Raw genomic sequence first — 16,161 nt, forward strand, 5'->3', positions numbered from 1 at the left:
TCATCTTTTTGTAGAGAAAGAAGGTTTAAAAGATTTAAATTGGTGAAATACTAGAAGTAAAAACGAGGTGAAAAAACTATGAGACGAGTCGGACGATTGCCTTTTAGTGAATTGGTCAAGCAAAATAAAGAGCGTTTAACCCAAGATCAGACGGAAGTGAACCGTTTAGAGGAGCGTTTTGAACAAAAGCATGCCCTTCCAAAATAAACTAAACTAAAAACCCTTTCTTGTGGAATAGTAAGACAGAGGAGGGGTGTTCATGAGTGAGAAAAATCGATTTGCCCAATATACACCGGATCATTTAGGAACGCAGCCACGAAAATCGACCCGAAATAATGGGAAGAAAGTGGCAAATAAATCAAATCGTCAACCTGATTATATTCCTCCCAAAGGATAAACCGTCGAGTTCTCGACGGTTTTTTGTCATTTAAGCAAAACCATATTCAAATCGTGCTTCGCCTGTTAGGATAAGAGTGATTATCGTTTTTAAGAGGAGAAGATCATGCTGGAGATCGTTTTAAATAGTTTTATGTATACATGTCTGGCTTTATTAGCTGGTTTAATTATTATTCAAATGGTACCGAGAGAACGTGGGTTAGATCGAGTCATACCGAATCGATTTATGCTCATTGTTGCGATGTTCATTCCGCTTATTCAATTAGGATATCTAATTGGGTTAGGAAGAACGTACGCTAATTTCTTTTCGATCTCGTTGCTCGATGGGATTGTGACTGCAATGGGGGAACATATCTTAGGAACAAGTTTCTTCCTTGTTTTGCTGTTTGCGGTGCTTATTCTTATACTTATTATCTTTACGCAAAAACTAAACCGATTTGTTCGATCAGGTCTGCAGTTTATTTTATTTTTAGGTATCATCTTTGCCGTAAGTCTGTCTAGTCATAGCGCGTCTTTAACAGACGGATATGCATCAGGCGCCATTTCAAATGCCATTCATCTTCTCTCGATGGCTTTATGGACAGGCCCTTTATTTATTGTCAGTCTGTATGCAAAACATTTAACAAACGGAAAAAAATTTCATCAATGGTTTTCAGCACTTGCTGTATTTAGTTTATTGCTTGTGTCCACAAGTGGATTTGTCATGATGGGAGAAATCGCACCTGAATACGTAAATAGCTGGATGCTAACGTACGGTCAGCTTCTCGTCATAAAACATATTCTTATTGCACCTTTACTCATTTTTGGGTTTCGACATCTACTTGCCTTAAGTGGAAAAGGAGCGAGCTTATCAATTGAAGAAAAACAACGGTCTTTTCGATTTGAATCCATTTTTGTGTTAGCGGTATTCATTGTAACGGCGATGTTAACAGAAAGTGAGCCTCCTCATAATGTGCTGCGTACTTTACAAAACGAACCATTCAGTCCAATTATGAACGCTTTTTTAACGGAGCCTCTAATTGAAAATCAACTAATCGCATTTTCCCCTTCCGTTTGGTCTGGACTCCTGTTAGGAGCTGCGGCTTTCCTATTCTTTGGCGGCTTATTTGTCGCTTGGTGGTTTAAACGAACATGGGTAACAGTAACCGTATCGATTGCCTTTGTACTCAGTTTTTATGTCGGCCTAATGACAAGTACGGGACCTGGAGACATCCCTGTAAATTTAACCGTTCATGAGACGGTTGAGGAAGCGATAAACGTCAATCGTGAAGACGAGGAGCTGGAACCAATAACGACGTGGCCATTAACAGATGAGTCCTTTGCGGTCATATTTATGGAAAATGAACGTCATCTTGTCGCTGAACGGTTAAAAGAAGAGCCTGACGGGTATCGAAAATATTTAGATGCTGAAGTCGAGATTGAAAATGGCTTCTTAACTGGTGGTGACCAATTTATGGATACGTTTATGTTTATTGAAAATGACTGGGTAGATGTAGAAACCATAAGTACTTATGTCACGCTAGGATATGTAACAGAAGAAATTGAAGAGGTAAGGATTCATTTTGCTCATGAGACGGTGGAAGTGTCGGTAGAAGATCAAGTCTTTTTCTACGTGCAAAGTATGAATCAAACCCTTGAGGAAGCGCATGAATACGAGTTGCTTGATGGAGACGGAAACGTTGTTCAGACAGTTGAAAAACGCCAATTTGTTCATGAGGGGCACGTTCACTAGGAGGAAAGACAGATGACAGCAACAACAATTGATCACATGTTGAAAGAAACCAATCTGTGGAGAGAACGATTAGAAAAAGGCACAGAGGCTGTATCGACGAAAGAAGATGCAGCCCAGCTGGCTCAATTAGTGTCGCTGCGGTTTGAACGCAAAGAGAAGGTTGATCTGTTTACAGAAAAATGGAAGCAAGAACTTGAATCTTATCCTGGGTTTGAATCGTTCTTAAATGAGCTGACTCAAAAGCAAACCCTTATTTCGTGGGCATATGACGAATGGATTCGAAGTTCGTGGGCGCAAATAAGAGAAACGGATCAAGCGCGCGTGAAAAAGCAAAAAGTCGAAGAAATGGAAGCACGTATTAAGGAATGGTTGAAACGTGTGGAAGGAAAAGAGCATGATCTTGCTAGTGGTCATGTTCACGTATTAATCGATCGTTTAAAAGAACTGCAAACCTTATGCCAACAATTTTTGGATAGCTTTCAAGGAAATTATTATTCAAAGAGTCAATTTGCGCAATTAAAAGAAATGATCGATCAAGTCAATGAACATCAAGCACGATTTAATAATGAAATTGATGAGGCGATCGGACAAAAAGCACCGAATGCGCTAGAACAATTAGATGAAATGATTGGACTTGAGCACGTGAAAGCGCGAGTGAAAAAGCTATACTCATTTTTAAAATACCAGCGAGAACGTGAAGAAATCGGACTCTCAACGGAAAATTTGCTGAATTTAAATATGGTCGTAACAGGGAATCCTGGAACTGGCAAGACGTCGATTGCCCGTTTGTTAGCTTCCATCTATTATGAATTAGGTATTTTAGAAAAACCGACTGTTTATGAAGTGGACCGAGCATCGTTAGTGGCAGGCTATGTGGGGCAAACGGAAGAACAAACGTTGAATGCCATTGACCGAGCTGTAGGAGGCGTCTTGTTCATAGATGAAGCGTATAGTTTGAAGCGAGAAGGACAGTCTGGAAATGATTATGGACAAGCTGTTATCGATACGCTTGTTTCTGCCATGACAAGTGAAGCGTATGCCGGGAAATTTGCGGTAATCCTTGCAGGTTACCCAAATGAAATGCGTGAATTTATTCGAGCGAATCCTGGATTGTCAAGTCGATTTCCTGAGCAAAATCATTTTGATTTACCGAATTATAAGGAAGAGGAGCTTTTGCAGATTGCAGAAAAAAAGGCGCTTCAATTTGATTTTGTGTTCACAAAACCGGCGTTGCAAAAAGTGAAATCGGAGATCGGGCGATTAGAAATCGATCAATCATTTGGCAATGCTCGTGCCGTTGAGGACATCGTGAAAAAAGCGATTTTCGAAAAAGGCTCTGAAGGTCATCAACAAACAGAAAAAGACTTTGTGCTTTTAGAAGAAAAGCATATTCAAACGAACCAATCGTCTAAAAACGGACAAGCACTTCAGCGATTACAAGACTTAATTGGCTTAGATAAAGTAAAAGTGGAGTTAAATAAATTGACCTCATTTGCAAAAGTGAAAGAGTCTAGGCAGCGAATGGATTTACCCGTTCCTCCTATGCCGCTCCATACCGTATTTGTGGGTCCGCCTGGCACGGGAAAAACAACGGTTGCTAAGCTGTATGCAGAAGCGTTAAATGAAATTGGGCTGTTAAAAAGAGGTCATCTTGTGACGGTGTCAAGGAGCGACTTAGTCGGTGGCTATGTAGGTCAAACAGCGATAAAAACCGATCATATGATTCAAGATGCGCTCGGAGGCGTCTTATTTATTGATGAAGCCTACGCCCTTTCTCAAGGTGGCGAGAATGATTTCGGAAAAGAAGCGATTACGGCGATTACACAAGCGATGACCGAACATGAAGAAAATCTCGTCGTTATTTTTGCAGGCTATAAAAGTGAAGTAGATACATTGATCAAAAGCAATCCTGGTTTGCGTTCGAGAATTCGTAAGGAAATTGAATTTGAAGCGTACACGAACGAAGAATTGTTTGCTATGCTGCAGCAAAAAGCCCACTCTTACGGGTACAATTGGTCAAAAGAAGCTAGTGTTGCTGTAAAAGAACATTTGCAAAACGAGATAACGGTGGGTAATGGTCGGTATGTGGATTGGTTTTTTGAAGAATTGATTCAAGCCCACGCTTTGCGTGTAGATGAATATGACGAATTTACATCTGCACAATTTACGATTGATCAAACGGATGTGCAAGCTGTTATTCAATTAGAAAAAAACCGAGTCGAAGCATAATGTGTGAACGGTGTTAGATGAACATCTGTGGCATTTTTGGACTACGTTCAACCAGAAAGTGTGTAGCATAAGCGGGTATTTCGATTGTTATAACCGCTTATGCTATAATTGACGTGATTACCAAGTGTTAGGATGAGGTATAACAAAAATGAGGAGGGTGAGCATTGCCTTATATAGTGAAAAAAGATCTAATTCCGCAATACGCGGACACGGACATGATGGGTGTTGTTTACCATGCAAACTACATAAAATTTTTTGAATTAGGTAGAACCGCTTTTATTCATGAGGCTGGCTATAGTTACGTTGAAATGGAGCAAGCGGGTTATTACGCACCTGTTTACGATGTGTATGCAACATATAAAAAACCACTTGTGTACGGAGACGAGGCGACGATTTCGACATGGCTTTCCTTAAATGATGGAATTAAAACGATCTATCAATATGAAATTACAAATCAGACAGGGGACGTGTGTGTAACAGGCTATACGACCCATGTAATTGTAAAAAAAGACTCGTTTAAGCCGGTGCCCTTTAAACGAGCATTTCCAGCATGGTATGAAACGTATAATCGTTTAATGGAGAACCAGTAATGGCATTTGGGATTAATCGACGCGATTTGGCAAAGTGGAAACAAGATGCAAGAAATGGTAAAATTGCATTTATCACGCACTATTGGTATGATCCGCGATTTCCATATGCTACAACAGTGACAAAAGTAGCGTGTGAAGACAAAGAAAAATTAGTACGTTGGGGAAAGCAGTACGGCTTAAAAAAAGAATGGATACACAAAAGAGATGAATTGTCTCATTTTGATTTATTGGGAGAGACGCAAGAAACGATCTTGCAGAATGAGGGGTTCGCATCGCAACTTTCTCAATTCAATAAACGGATGGAGTGTTCACAGATGAACGTCAATCAAGATACAATTCGAGAAGATTTATATTCAAAAGAAACGATACAAGCAGATCAAGAAATTCGCGCGCGTGTGGAATTTTTAAAAACGTATGCGAAGAAAACAAAGACAAAAGGCTATGTATTAGGGATTTCTGGGGGACAAGACTCCTCTTTAGCCGCTAAACTCGCACAAATGGCCGTTAAAGAACTGAGAGAAGAAGAGCAAGATGAGGCGTATCGCTTTTATGCTGTTAGACTCCCTTATGGCGAACAGCATGATGAAGAGGATGCGCAGTTGGCTCTTTCATTTATTGAAGCGGATACGGTTCTTACAGTAAATATTAAAGAAGCAGTAGATGCGTCTGTTCAAGCATTTAAAGACGCCACAAATGAAGAACTTTCGTCGTTTTTAAAAGGAAATACAAAAGCTAGAGAACGCATGAAAGTCCAGTTTGATTTAGCCGCTCATTATCAAGCGCTAGTTATTGGAACGGATCATGCAGCAGAAGCGGTAACGGGCTTCTTTACAAAATTCGGCGATGGTGCTTGTGATGTCGCTCCTTTATTTGGATTAACGAAACGCCAAGGGAAACGCTTGCTTCAAGAGCTATCAGCTCCTGAATCGTTATACACAAAAGTACCGACGGCAGACTTAGAAGACGATAAGCCTGGTTTACCAGATGAAGAAGCGCTTGGGATCTCTTATGATCAAATAGATGACTATTTAGAAGGTAAAAAGGTAGACGAAAACATTGCGAAAATGATTGAAGAACGTTACGAACGGACGGAGCATAAGCGACAAACCCCTGTTACAATTTATGATCATTGGTGGGAGTAATTCGTCTGATTTACTCTTTTACGAAACATATGTATGATTGATCAGTTCCAAACATAGGGTAGAGAATGTAGACTTGTACATATGTTAAGGAGAGGGAACGTAATGAAAAGCAAAATTCTCGTTTTATTAAGCTTGCTAGCGTGCTTATTGATTGTCATGGTTTTTGCTTTAGAATCAACGAACCAATCATCGACACCAACAGTTTCAGAACAACCTGTTGAGCTTGAGACGCAAGAGCTAAATGGCGTATTCGTAACAGTAAACGGTGTAACGGTTACGGAACATAATGACGATGAACAAATTGTAAAAGTGGATTTAACTGCTGAAAATACAAGAGAATCGAATATTAGTTTTTTACCAATAAATCTTACGCTAATGGATGACGATCATTATGCGTATAGCCATACGGATCAAGTAGATACGAAAGGGATTATTGGTGGGCAATTAAATAGCGGACGTTCGGTTTCAGGGGAAGTTGCTTTTATCGTTCCTAAAGAAGAGACATTCGAACTGGTTTATAGTGATCATTTTCGAGGCGGACAAATTGTTTTTCCACTAGACTTACCGTAAGAGCGTTTACGATTACGTCATGAAGAGGAATGCGAAAAGCATTCCTCTTTTGTTGAAATTAGAAAATTCATACGGTAAGATGAAGGAAAAATCAAAATAAGGAGTTTCCGCTTAGGAGAGAGACATTATGCCAATAAAAATTCCTGATCATTTACCAGCAAAGAAAAAGCTATTAGAAGAGAATATATTTGTTATGGATGAATCTCGTGCTTACCAACAAGATATTCGTCCTTTGAAAATATGTATCTTAAATTTAATGCCGACAAAACAAGAGACAGAAACACAATTAATTCGCTTGTTAGGGAATACGCCCTTACAAATTGATGTGTCATTGCTTCATCCTAGTACGCATCAACCGAAGAATACGTCTAAAGAACATCTGCAACAATTTTATAAAACCATTAGCGAAATTAAAACATTGAAATTCGATGGGATGATTATAACTGGAGCTCCAGTTGAAACACTTCCGTTCCACGATGTGCGCTATTGGGATGAAATGAAGTCGATTTTAGACTGGACGACAACTAACGTGACGTCAACGCTTCATATTTGTTGGGGGGCGCAAGCGGCTTTGTATCATCATTACAACATTTGTAAACGTCCGCTTAATACGAAGTTATTTGGGGTTTATAACCATAGCGTAAATGTACCAAACGTCAATCTGCTACGCGGGTTTGATGACTTTTTTTTAGCGCCTCATTCACGCCATACCACGATTCATCGGGAAGATATTGAAAACATTGATGAATTAGACGTGCTTAGTTCTTCTGAAGAAGCCGGTGTTTATATTGCTTCTTCAAAAGATGGACGACGGATTTTTGTAATGGGCCATGCGGAATATGATGCCCATACACTTAAAAAAGAATATGAGCGTGATCTTCATCAAGGAGCAGAGCCTCAACTTCCGGCGAACTATTTCCCTGATGAAAACCCAACCGCATTGCCACCTCTGCAGTGGCGAGCCCATTCGAATTTGCTTTTTTCAAACTGGCTAAATTATTATGTTTATCAAGAAACACCTTATCATTTAGACGTATCGGAGTAGTTATGTTTTCACATTTCTCGTACATCCTATAAGGATGGAGTGATGAGAATGTCAAGAAAATGTAAACCGAATGATGCATCATTTTTGCATATTCAATCAGCTAGTATTTATTATGAATGGTTTAAAAGCCTGCATCCTAAAAAAGGAACGCTTTTGTTAGTGCACGGTATTTTTGCTTCGGTTCACTGTTTTTACCGTGTGATTCCGGCATTACGTCAACATTACGATGTGATTTGTTGTGATTTACCGGGGTTTGGGCGTAGTTCAAAAGGGAATGGATCAGTCTATTCATTTACATCTTATGCGCAGCAACTCAATGAATTGATGGAACAGTTTAACGTCTCTTCTTACCATGTAATTGGTCATTCGATGGGCGGACAAATTGCACTTTATTTAGCTTTACGCTACCCGCATAAAGTGAAAAGTATTTCTTTGTTAGCAAGCTCAGGGTACTTGAAACCGGTGAAAAAGCAACTTCAGTTCGCAACATATCTTCCTTACTTAGAGCAAAGCTTGACGTGGTTTATGCATTATAAAAAACCTAGAGTAAAGCAGATGTTACGAGATGCGGTTTACAATCAACGTTGTTTAACAAAGGATATGATTACCCATTATGAACGACCGCTAATGGATCCTTTATTTATTAATGGGCTCATTCAATTAACAAGACAGCGAGAAGGGGATTTATCAAAAGAACAATTACAGCAAATACATCAGCCGACGCTTATTCTCTCTGGTGTGAATGATCCATTAATTTCTGTGGAGACAAGTTATGCGCTTCAACGTGATTTAGGCAACAGTCGCATACGTGTCATTAAACACTGTGGGCACTTATTATTAGAGGAAAAACCAAAGCAAGTGCATCAGCACATAAACCATTTTTTACAAGAGATCATGTTGTAACTTCATAAAGGAGGCGAGGAAGTGGACCCTCTTGATATTATGATGAATAAAGACCATGTTGTTCCATATTTTTCTCCTATTATTAGTGCCGATACGCAGAAAATAATCGGCTATGAAGTGGAAGCATATTGGACGGAGCATCTTAAGCCAATAAATATTAACTGGTTTTTCGGTGATCATGATATCCCTAGAGAATACCGAATTGAAATAGAAGATCATTTGCAAGCGAAAGCATTCGAGAGTCTTCAAAAAGAAGACAGGCTGGGAGATCAGCTATTGCTGTTTTTTCATTACAATGTAAAGTTGCTGCAAGTCGATAATGGAGAAACGTTAACGGCAAGATTGGCACAAATGGTAGAACAAGGTATGACGTACAAACAAATTGTCATTATTATCGGGTTTGATCAATCTTTAGAAGAAGTCATCAAAATGAAGCACGCGTTAATGTATATACAAAGTCTAGGCATCCAGATTGCCCTTGATGCGGAAGATACAACAACCTCTCAATTAGAATTTATTAGTCAGATTCGCCCAAACGTTATTCGAGTAAGCTGTTCGTTTTTACAAGACCACTCGTTGCCGGGCATGTACCGCGATATTCATCATTCGTTGTCTTCACTTGCTCGAAAAATTGGCTCGACGCTTTTGTTTAATGGCATCCACTCATTTTCGCAATTAAATTATGCATGGCGGAATGGAGGGCGCTATTATCAGGGGCGGTATTTACACAAACCAAATCCGTTTTATGTAGATGAAAAAAACCAAGAGCCTCAGCTCGTAAAAGATATGAATCATTTTATCCAGTTCGAACGAAAAAAAGTCGAAGCCCAACTGCATCTTTCAAATCAATTAACGGCTTCGTTAAAACACGTGTTAAAAACAGTCGCAAATAGTGAATCGCTAGATGACATTGTTTTGACGATTGCCAAGGCGTTAACGAATTATACGTTCCGTGTTTATATTTGCAACGAAAATGGGTATCAAGAATCAAGTAATGGTGAAAAAAATGAGAGTGGAAAATGGTTTTTACGTCCTGAGAGTAAAGCGAAGAATTGGAGCTGGCGGCCATACTTTTTAGAAAATATTGTCCGTATGAACGTAGAGAAAAAAGGAATTCTATCGGATTTGTATACGGATATTGATAAAGATGAACAAATCCGAACGTACTCTTATCCTTTGTCGGAAGCTCTCTACGTATTTATCGATATTCCCTACGTGTATTTATTTGACCAAGATGATCTACTATAAGGAGTTTTTAATTATGAAAATTGATGTAACGAACGAAGCGCTTGAACATTTTAAAGAAAAACAACTATCTAGTATTCGTATTGTCGCAAGAGATACATTTGAATGTAGCACGATGGTGGAATTTTATTTGCAAGTTGGCAAGAAGACAGGTGAGGATCAAGAAGTCGTTATTCATGACATTTCATTTTTATATGATGAAAAAGCGGAAGAAGACATTGGCGAAGCGATAAAAATCGATTTTGTTCACGCTCAAGGTCTTAAGTTACTAGCACCTAGAGGCACACTCGCTTATGCGCAAAAAGTAAAATCAGCAGATAGCTAATCAATACGCGTATCGTTAAGCCATGGAGCCAGGCACAAACCTGACTCTATGGTTTAAAAAAGCGACTCACTTTTGAAACGTAAGGAGTTACTTGTTGGAATGTTTTGACGAACTGGTCAACGGAAGAAGCGGTTCTTGATAAATCGAATCGTCCGTCGTCGTTTGTAAAAGGAGCGGACCACGCTTTTTTTCTTTTTGGTTGTTGTTGGTACTGTTGAGGCATTTGTTGAGGATGAAACTGCTGCACACCATGGTATCTTTGCTGAGGGTGAGGCGGTCTACCTTGTCTTTGTTGATTGTGAGGTCGTTGCATCATACCGGGATGCTGATGGCGCCTAGGTTGTTGAAACATTCTTATCAGCTCCTTAATCAATAAAAATTTGCTTTTGTTTATTTTCAATCGTGACTGTTAACTGTCCATTTGCATAATGGGCTCGAATATCTTCTTCAGAAAACAAAAACGGTACGGGAATCTCTCGTTCACGAATCGAAATAGATTGTTGCTCAGAGACGGTTTGCCCCGATTCGTCCAAGGTGGATAACTGGTCTGTTTGCTCTACTGTTAAGACAAGTGATTGGTATCGACAGCGTAAATGAATGGCTTGTTTATCAATCCCGGGAAGATCCGCAGTGATGATGAGCGCTTCTTTGGTTTCATCGACGCGAACAGGGATAATCGCTTGCGAAAACGCACGCGGTAGGTGTTTAAACGTTTGTTGAAAAAAGTGGTCGATAGAGCCTAATAAATTGACTTGACCACTTTCTTTTGAAAACGGATTTTTCAAATTAGAACCCTCCTTCTAGGCTAACAACAGGTACAATTGGTTTATCATATGTACAGATGATAGAAAGGTGATACGATGAAAGTAATCGATACGCATTGTGACGCATTGTTAAAGTTGTGGAAACAACCGTCGCTTTCTTTTGAAGATGGGGCACTCGATACGAATATACAAAACTTGAAAAAAGGACGAGTTCAGGTACAATTTTTCGCAATTTGGATACCAGATACGGTTCCGATGGAAGATAAATTCTCCGTTGTACAGCGACAAGTGAATCAATTTTATGAGCGCGTTTTAAGTCATCCACAAATGGTGCATCTACGTTCATTAGCAGATATTGAGCAATTGAAAGAAAATGAAATTGGAGCAGTTTTAACAGTTGAGGGAATGGATGCAGTTGGTCACGATGTAGGTAAGGTACAATGGTTGTATGAACAAGGGGTGCTATCTATTGGCTTAACGTGGAACGGAACAAATGCCTGTGCAGATGGAATTGGTGAAAAAAGAGGGGCTGGGTTAACGGCATTTGGCGAAGAAATACTCGCGTTAAACAATGAGCATCAAATCATCAACGATGTCTCTCACTTAAGCATAGCGGCTTTTTGGGACGTGTTGCCACGCTCGCGTCTGACGATTGCAAGTCATTCAAATAGTTATACAGTTTGTCCACACGATCGAAATTTGCGTGATGATCAAATAAAGGCCTTAATAAAAAAAGATGCATTTATCGGCATCGTCTTTTTTCCGAAATTTACAAAAGATGAAACTGGTGCAACGATTCAAGATTTACTCACACATATAGACTACATCGGTAGTCTAGGGGGAATTCAACATATTGGGTTCGGGTCAGATTTCGACGGAATCAATCAACATATAGAAGGCTTAGAAAATGCAAGCAAGTTTCCTCATTTATTGGAACAATTAAGCCGCTATTATAGCGATCAAGAGTTAAACGGATTCTGTAGCGAAAATTTCAAACAGAAGGTCGTTGCGAAAATAAAGCCTGAACTATAAAAATCGTACTGTATTTAACCGATATAGTATAAGAAGCTATCATTCATGTTTGTACGGGAGTTGAATATCGTGACCCTATCGATTTTTACGACGCCAGAGGAAGTGTTTAGTCAAGAGATTCTTGTTTTTACTTTAAATCAACAGTGGTATGGGTTAAATGTATTAAAAATAAAAGAAATTATTCGACCGATGCCAATTCATCCATCACCGAATCAACATACGATTGTTGAAGGCGTCATTCGCTTGCGAGAACAAGGCATTCCGGTCTTGAATACGTACAAGCTTCTACAAGTAGAAGAAGAAAAAGCAAATTATTTTATTATAGTTGAGCATGGGAAGAAAACCTTTGCGTTAAAAGCGACAGACGTGTCAAAAATTGAACAGATTCAAGCGAAAGACATGTATGTACCTGCCGACCTCTCTCAAGACAAAGATGCGTTTGTTTCAAGTGTGGTGACGTTTAAAGACGACGATATTCTTTATTTGTTCGATGTGGAACGAGTCATTCACGGGATTCATCCTACTCATTTTGAAGACGATTTTTCGCAAAAGCAACGCCCTGAGCGAAAAACCTATTCACTCATGTTGATTGAGGATTCACAAACGATGCAAGTCATTACATCAGAGGCGCTACAAGATGCGGGTTACAACAACATTTCTATTTACGAAAATGGAGAAGAGGCGTTGCGCGCGCTCGAAAAGTCTCCTGACCGAATTCACTTGTGTATAACCGATATCGACATGCCCATCTTGAATGGGCTTGATTTCACGAAAAAAATACGGGAACGAGAAACAACGAATCGTTTGCCCATTATTTCCTATTCTTCCTTACACGCTACTGTGATGGAACGCAAAGGAAAACAAGTTGGCGTAGATGCACACGTTGAAAAGCCGAATATTAAGGAACTTTTGCAGACCATTGACTCATTGCTCTTAAAGGGTTAAAAAAGACTTATCATCTTATGAGGGACTCCCTCATTTGATTGATAAGTCTTTTTAGCTAGTCGGCTGTTTCAAAGCACGTTTCTCGATGACTGGTTTTTATACAGCTCTAGTTGTTTTTCTGATAGTAATTTCAGTTTACAAAAAAGATGCACATAAGCTGTCGTATGATTTTTTAACATTATATTTGCTCCTTTTTTAAATAGAATATGCATAGAGGAAACAAAGTTGCATTAAAGAAACAATGAACATCATATTTGTGCGAATTCATCGTTTACTGGTAAAATAGCAACAATAAAGGAGTGGAGAAGATGAATGTAGAAGTAACCAAACCAGCAATTACATGGTTTAAAGAGGAATTTGGGGAAGAGGAAACGCTAATTCCAATTCGATTGTATGGACGGTACGGTGGATGTGGCTCTTTACAAAGTGGCTTCTCTCTTGGAATTAGTCAAATTGAACCGGTGGAACCGCTGTTAAAAAAAGAAATCGATGGTTTTTTATTTTTTGTAGAAGAACAAGATGGATGGTATTTTAATGATCATTCGGTAAAAATTAAATATAGTAGAAAATATGACGAAATTGAATTTGTTTACGATGACGTTTAAATAAATTTTTGAGGAGCAGCTAGAATGAGATTTGGATATGCATGTTTGAATGTAACGCTTGGTGTGAAAATGCGAACCTGTCGCTTACAAACGATGAGAAATGAAGGCATGACGAAGATAAAGGAATTAACGTTGCATAATTTGCATCTTGTACGTGACATGGTCGAATGGAATCGAGCGAACCAAATCTTATTTTTTCGTTTATCCAGTGAAATTATTCCTTTCGCTACTCATCCTGAAATGGACTGGGATTGGCAAAACGATGAAGACGTGCTGCCTCTTTTTATTGATATCAAACGAATCGGACGTGAAGCAAAAATGCGGTTTTCTATGCACCCAGCACAGTTCACCGTATTAAATTCACCTCGTAAACAAGTGGTTGAAAATGCGATAAAAGATCTCGAGTATCACTACGCTTTTTTAAGCATGGTCGGTGGGACGGATATCATCATTCATACAGGTGGCGCTTACGGCGACAAAGAAAAGGCAAAAACAAGTTTTGTTAAAACGTTTCAAACGCTTTCGCCTGAGCTGCAGTCGACCATTCGATTAGAAAATGATGATAAAACGTTTCGTACAAAAGATGTATTAGACATTCATGATCAATGTGGGGTAACGGTATGCTTCGATATTCACCATGAGCGCTGCTTTTACACAGAGGAAGAAGAATTAAAGTCGTTATTTCAAGCTGTGCATGCTACGTGGACAGACAAGCCAAAAGTTCATATTAGTTCAGGTCGGGATCACGCTGCCGATCCTAGGCATACTGACTATTTACGAAAAGAAGATGTTGACCTATTATTACGCGTACTTGACGGTGTCGATGTCGATGTTATGATTGAAGCGAAAGCAAAAGAGAAAGCACTATTGGCACTAAAAGATGAAAGAGAAGGGGAGTTGTAAATGGCGATAGAAACAGCAACATTTGCTGGGGGTTGTTTTTGGTGCATGGTCCAACCATTTGATGAACTGCCAGGAATTCAATCGATCGTCTCAGGCTATATGGGCGGGACAACCGATCACCCTACGTACGAACAAGTGAAAACCGGACAGACTGGTCATTATGAAGTTGTGCAAATAGCGTTTGATCCTACACGTTTTTCATACGATCAACTGTTAGAGTTGTATTGGCCGCAAATTGATCCAACAGATGATGGCGGACAATTTCACGACCGGGGAAGTCAGTATCGAACCGCTATTTTTTATGCGAACGATTTGCAAAAAGAGCGGGCAGAGGCAACGAAGCTTCAACTGAGTGAAAGTGGGCGATTTAAAGCGCCTATTGTTACAGCGATTTTACCTGAAATGACTTTTTATGAGGCTGAGCCAGAACATCAAGATTTTTATAAAAAGCAACCAAAGCACTACAAAAAAGACCGAGAAGAAAGTGGTCGCGATACGTTTATTGATTCTCATTGGAAGCAAGTGTAAGCTCACGCTAACAGGATAAGGGGATTAAGGTTATGAACAGTTCGAGAAAGCATCGTGTGTTGTTTTTTATCGGCTCTCTTAGCTTAGTTCTAATTGTGAGTTTGCTTATTGCCATGGTTGTTATTCAATCATGGCGCTATACAGAAGCAGGTAAGGTGCCTTTAAAAACAGGCGTTATCTTGCATGCAGTCAATGAACAACTATTACCTGAAGGCTTGTCAACGCCGTCTTTCTTTGTTCGCCCGGTTGCGCCTACTATTGAACGGCAAGATCGTTTAATGGAAACAAGTGATGGGGAGGAAATCGCCGTGCGCACGTATTCTCCTGTTCAAGCGGGTCCTCATCCAGTAATCGTCTATTATCACGGTGGTGCGTTTATGGAGGGATACGGAAATATTGAAACCCATGATAATATTCTTCGAGCTCTTGCAAATCGAACAAATGCGATTATCGTGGCGCCGAATTATCGGGTTGCACCAAGCTATCATTTTCCGACTGCCTTAAATGACAGTTTTGAGACATTAGAGTGGGTCATGAACCATGCATCAGAGCTTGATGCAAATATGGATCAAGTTGCTGTTGTGGGGGATAGTGCAGGAGGCAACTTAGCTGCCTCGGTTATCATGAAAGCAAAAGAAAGTAATCTTTCCGTGCATAGCGGTGTATTTCTCTACCCATTAACAACGTTTGAAGATCTTCCGTTCGCTTCAAGAGATCTTTACTCGAGTGGCTATTATTTTCTATCCCGCTCTGTCATGGAAAAAGCGCGTTCAGCCTATACGCCCAATGAAGAAGACTGGTTAAATCCTCTTGTTTCTCCATTGTTAATGGATGATTTACGTGGATTTCCTGATTCTCTTGTTGTTACAGCTGAATTTGATCCCCTAAGAGATGAGGGAGAAGCATTTGCTGAACGACTGTATGATGCTGGAAACAACGTCGAAGCGGTCCGATTTAAAGGTACGATGCATGGGTTTGTTTCTTTTTATGAAGTAATGGGCAGAGCAGATTATGCGCTGCAGTACGTGAGCGATTTTTTAAAAGCTTCATTTAATGGATCAAGGGGCTTTGTTTCTCAACCGTTCCAAGTTGTTGAAATGGATGAGGGGGATACCCTTCAAGATGAAGTAGAAGCTTATGGTATGGGTATGTATCTGTTGTGGCAAAAGTTGACGCGCTTGGTCTCGTCTTAGATAAAAAGAAGGCT

At 39.7% G+C, this 16,161-nt stretch carries 19 protein-coding genes; 17 read left to right on the forward strand and 2 right to left on the reverse strand.

The features are described from left to right. Positions 1-78 precede the first annotated feature (78 nt). From ACE1TH_RS04875 to ACE1TH_RS04925, 11 genes are all read left to right on the forward strand, one after another. Positions 79-207 (forward strand): FbpB family small basic protein, encoded by a 129-nt coding sequence (locus tag ACE1TH_RS04875; protein WP_099300966.1) that lies wholly within the window; start codon positions 79-81, stop codon positions 205-207. Between the two features lie 52 nt (positions 208-259). After that, on the forward strand, positions 260-397 hold the full coding sequence (locus ACE1TH_RS04880) for an acid-soluble spore protein N (RefSeq protein ID WP_099300965.1): 138 nt from the start codon (positions 260-262) through the stop codon (positions 395-397). A gap of 105 nt (positions 398-502) precedes the next feature. Next, entirely contained in the window at positions 503-2,128 is a 1,626-nt protein-coding gene (locus tag ACE1TH_RS04885; RefSeq protein WP_375078440.1) for a copper resistance D family protein, read from the forward strand. Positions 2,129-2,140: 12 nt separating this feature from the next. After that, positions 2,141-4,357, forward strand: coding sequence for an AAA family ATPase (locus tag ACE1TH_RS04890; protein WP_375078441.1), 2,217 nt, complete (start codon positions 2,141-2,143; stop codon positions 4,355-4,357). A 164-nt stretch (positions 4,358-4,521) separates the two neighbouring features. Further along, the gene (locus ACE1TH_RS04895; RefSeq protein ID WP_099300962.1) at positions 4,522-4,947 is read left to right on the forward strand and encodes an acyl-CoA thioesterase; all 426 of its coding nucleotides are present in this window, start codon (positions 4,522-4,524) and stop codon (positions 4,945-4,947) included. 314 nt (positions 4,948-5,261) lie between these two features. Beyond that, on the forward strand, positions 5,262-6,089 hold the full coding sequence (nadE, locus tag ACE1TH_RS04900; RefSeq protein WP_099302114.1) for an ammonia-dependent NAD(+) synthetase: 828 nt from the start codon (positions 5,262-5,264) through the stop codon (positions 6,087-6,089). A gap of 102 nt (positions 6,090-6,191) precedes the next feature. Continuing rightward, entirely contained in the window at positions 6,192-6,659 is a 468-nt protein-coding gene (locus ACE1TH_RS04905) for a DUF4352 domain-containing protein (protein ID WP_176554248.1), read from the forward strand. Between the two features lie 127 nt (positions 6,660-6,786). Then, entirely contained in the window at positions 6,787-7,704 is a 918-nt protein-coding gene (metA, locus tag ACE1TH_RS04910) for a homoserine O-acetyltransferase MetA (RefSeq protein WP_255223302.1), read from the forward strand. 48 nt (positions 7,705-7,752) lie between these two features. After that, positions 7,753-8,607 carry an alpha/beta fold hydrolase gene (locus ACE1TH_RS04915; protein ID WP_255223301.1) on the forward strand — a complete coding sequence of 285 codons (855 nt, stop codon included), beginning with the start codon at positions 7,753-7,755 and terminating at the stop codon, positions 8,605-8,607. A gap of 21 nt (positions 8,608-8,628) precedes the next feature. Then, positions 8,629-9,855, forward strand: a complete 1,227-nt coding sequence (locus tag ACE1TH_RS04920) for an EAL domain-containing protein (RefSeq protein ID WP_255223300.1) — start codon at positions 8,629-8,631, stop codon at positions 9,853-9,855. Between the two features lie 13 nt (positions 9,856-9,868). After that, positions 9,869-10,177: an iron-sulfur cluster biosynthesis family protein gene (locus tag ACE1TH_RS04925; RefSeq protein WP_255223299.1), complete on the forward strand. Its 309-nt coding sequence runs from the start codon at positions 9,869-9,871 to the stop codon at positions 10,175-10,177. A 46-nt stretch (positions 10,178-10,223) separates the two neighbouring features. Here ACE1TH_RS04925 and ACE1TH_RS04930 read toward each other — a convergent pair whose 3' ends face one another. Both ACE1TH_RS04930 and ACE1TH_RS04935 read right to left on the reverse strand, forming a co-directional pair. Continuing rightward, on the reverse strand, positions 10,224-10,529 hold the full coding sequence (locus ACE1TH_RS04930; RefSeq protein WP_099300957.1) for a YppG family protein: 306 nt from the start codon (positions 10,527-10,529) through the stop codon (positions 10,224-10,226). A 13-nt stretch (positions 10,530-10,542) separates the two neighbouring features. Continuing rightward, positions 10,543-10,962, reverse strand: coding sequence for an Hsp20/alpha crystallin family protein (locus ACE1TH_RS04935; RefSeq protein WP_375078442.1), 420 nt, complete (start codon positions 10,960-10,962; stop codon positions 10,543-10,545). 75 nt (positions 10,963-11,037) lie between these two features. Here ACE1TH_RS04935 and ACE1TH_RS04940 point away from each other — a divergent pair, with 75 nt between their 5' ends. The 6 genes from ACE1TH_RS04940 to ACE1TH_RS04965 all read left to right on the forward strand — a co-directional run bounded on the left by ACE1TH_RS04940 (position 11,038) and on the right by ACE1TH_RS04965 (position 16,147). Then, the gene (locus ACE1TH_RS04940) at positions 11,038-11,973 is read left to right on the forward strand and encodes a dipeptidase (RefSeq protein WP_255223296.1); all 936 of its coding nucleotides are present in this window, start codon (positions 11,038-11,040) and stop codon (positions 11,971-11,973) included. Between the two features lie 69 nt (positions 11,974-12,042). Beyond that, the gene (locus ACE1TH_RS04945; RefSeq protein WP_255223295.1) at positions 12,043-12,918 is read left to right on the forward strand and encodes a chemotaxis protein CheV; all 876 of its coding nucleotides are present in this window, start codon (positions 12,043-12,045) and stop codon (positions 12,916-12,918) included. Positions 12,919-13,226: 308 nt separating this feature from the next. Beyond that, positions 13,227-13,523: a HesB/YadR/YfhF family protein gene (locus ACE1TH_RS04950; RefSeq protein ID WP_099300953.1), complete on the forward strand. Its 297-nt coding sequence runs from the start codon at positions 13,227-13,229 to the stop codon at positions 13,521-13,523. Positions 13,524-13,547: 24 nt separating this feature from the next. Continuing rightward, entirely contained in the window at positions 13,548-14,426 is an 879-nt protein-coding gene (uvsE, locus tag ACE1TH_RS04955; RefSeq protein ID WP_375078443.1) for a UV DNA damage repair endonuclease UvsE, read from the forward strand. A gap of 6 nt (positions 14,427-14,432) precedes the next feature. Continuing rightward, positions 14,433-14,954 (forward strand): peptide-methionine (S)-S-oxide reductase MsrA, encoded by a 522-nt coding sequence (gene msrA, locus ACE1TH_RS04960; RefSeq protein WP_255225368.1) that lies wholly within the window; start codon positions 14,433-14,435, stop codon positions 14,952-14,954. A 32-nt stretch (positions 14,955-14,986) separates the two neighbouring features. Next, the gene (locus ACE1TH_RS04965; RefSeq protein ID WP_375078444.1) at positions 14,987-16,147 is read left to right on the forward strand and encodes an alpha/beta hydrolase; all 1,161 of its coding nucleotides are present in this window, start codon (positions 14,987-14,989) and stop codon (positions 16,145-16,147) included. Positions 16,148-16,161: the final 14 nt, after the last annotated feature.

Source organism: Shouchella sp. JSM 1781072, assembly GCF_041949915.1.
Lineage (GTDB): Bacteria > Bacillota > Bacilli > Bacillales > Bacillaceae_D > Shouchella.

What these genes read in the sequence shown, in the direction of transcription:
- nadE (WP_099302114.1), top strand. Translation starts at nt 5,262, where the DNA reads ATGAACGTCAATCAAGATACAATTCGAGAAGATTTATATTCAAAAGAA.
- ACE1TH_RS04930 (WP_099300957.1), bottom strand. Translation starts at nt 10,529, where the DNA reads ATGTTTCAACAACCTAGGCGCCATCAGCATCCCGGTATGATGCAACGA.
- ACE1TH_RS04875 (WP_099300966.1), top strand. Translation starts at nt 79, where the DNA reads ATGAGACGAGTCGGACGATTGCCTTTTAGTGAATTGGTCAAGCAAAAT.
- uvsE (WP_375078443.1), top strand. Translation starts at nt 13,548, where the DNA reads ATGAGATTTGGATATGCATGTTTGAATGTAACGCTTGGTGTGAAAATG.
- ACE1TH_RS04880 (WP_099300965.1), top strand. Translation starts at nt 260, where the DNA reads ATGAGTGAGAAAAATCGATTTGCCCAATATACACCGGATCATTTAGGA.
- ACE1TH_RS04940 (WP_255223296.1), top strand. Translation starts at nt 11,038, where the DNA reads ATGAAAGTAATCGATACGCATTGTGACGCATTGTTAAAGTTGTGGAAA.
- ACE1TH_RS04950 (WP_099300953.1), top strand. Translation starts at nt 13,227, where the DNA reads ATGAATGTAGAAGTAACCAAACCAGCAATTACATGGTTTAAAGAGGAA.
- ACE1TH_RS04915 (WP_255223301.1), top strand. Translation starts at nt 7,753, where the DNA reads ATGTCAAGAAAATGTAAACCGAATGATGCATCATTTTTGCATATTCAA.
- ACE1TH_RS04885 (WP_375078440.1), top strand. Translation starts at nt 503, where the DNA reads ATGCTGGAGATCGTTTTAAATAGTTTTATGTATACATGTCTGGCTTTA.
- ACE1TH_RS04905 (WP_176554248.1), top strand. Translation starts at nt 6,192, where the DNA reads ATGAAAAGCAAAATTCTCGTTTTATTAAGCTTGCTAGCGTGCTTATTG.
- ACE1TH_RS04890 (WP_375078441.1), top strand. Translation starts at nt 2,141, where the DNA reads ATGACAGCAACAACAATTGATCACATGTTGAAAGAAACCAATCTGTGG.
- metA (WP_255223302.1), top strand. Translation starts at nt 6,787, where the DNA reads ATGCCAATAAAAATTCCTGATCATTTACCAGCAAAGAAAAAGCTATTA.
- ACE1TH_RS04965 (WP_375078444.1), top strand. Translation starts at nt 14,987, where the DNA reads ATGAACAGTTCGAGAAAGCATCGTGTGTTGTTTTTTATCGGCTCTCTT.
- ACE1TH_RS04925 (WP_255223299.1), top strand. Translation starts at nt 9,869, where the DNA reads ATGAAAATTGATGTAACGAACGAAGCGCTTGAACATTTTAAAGAAAAA.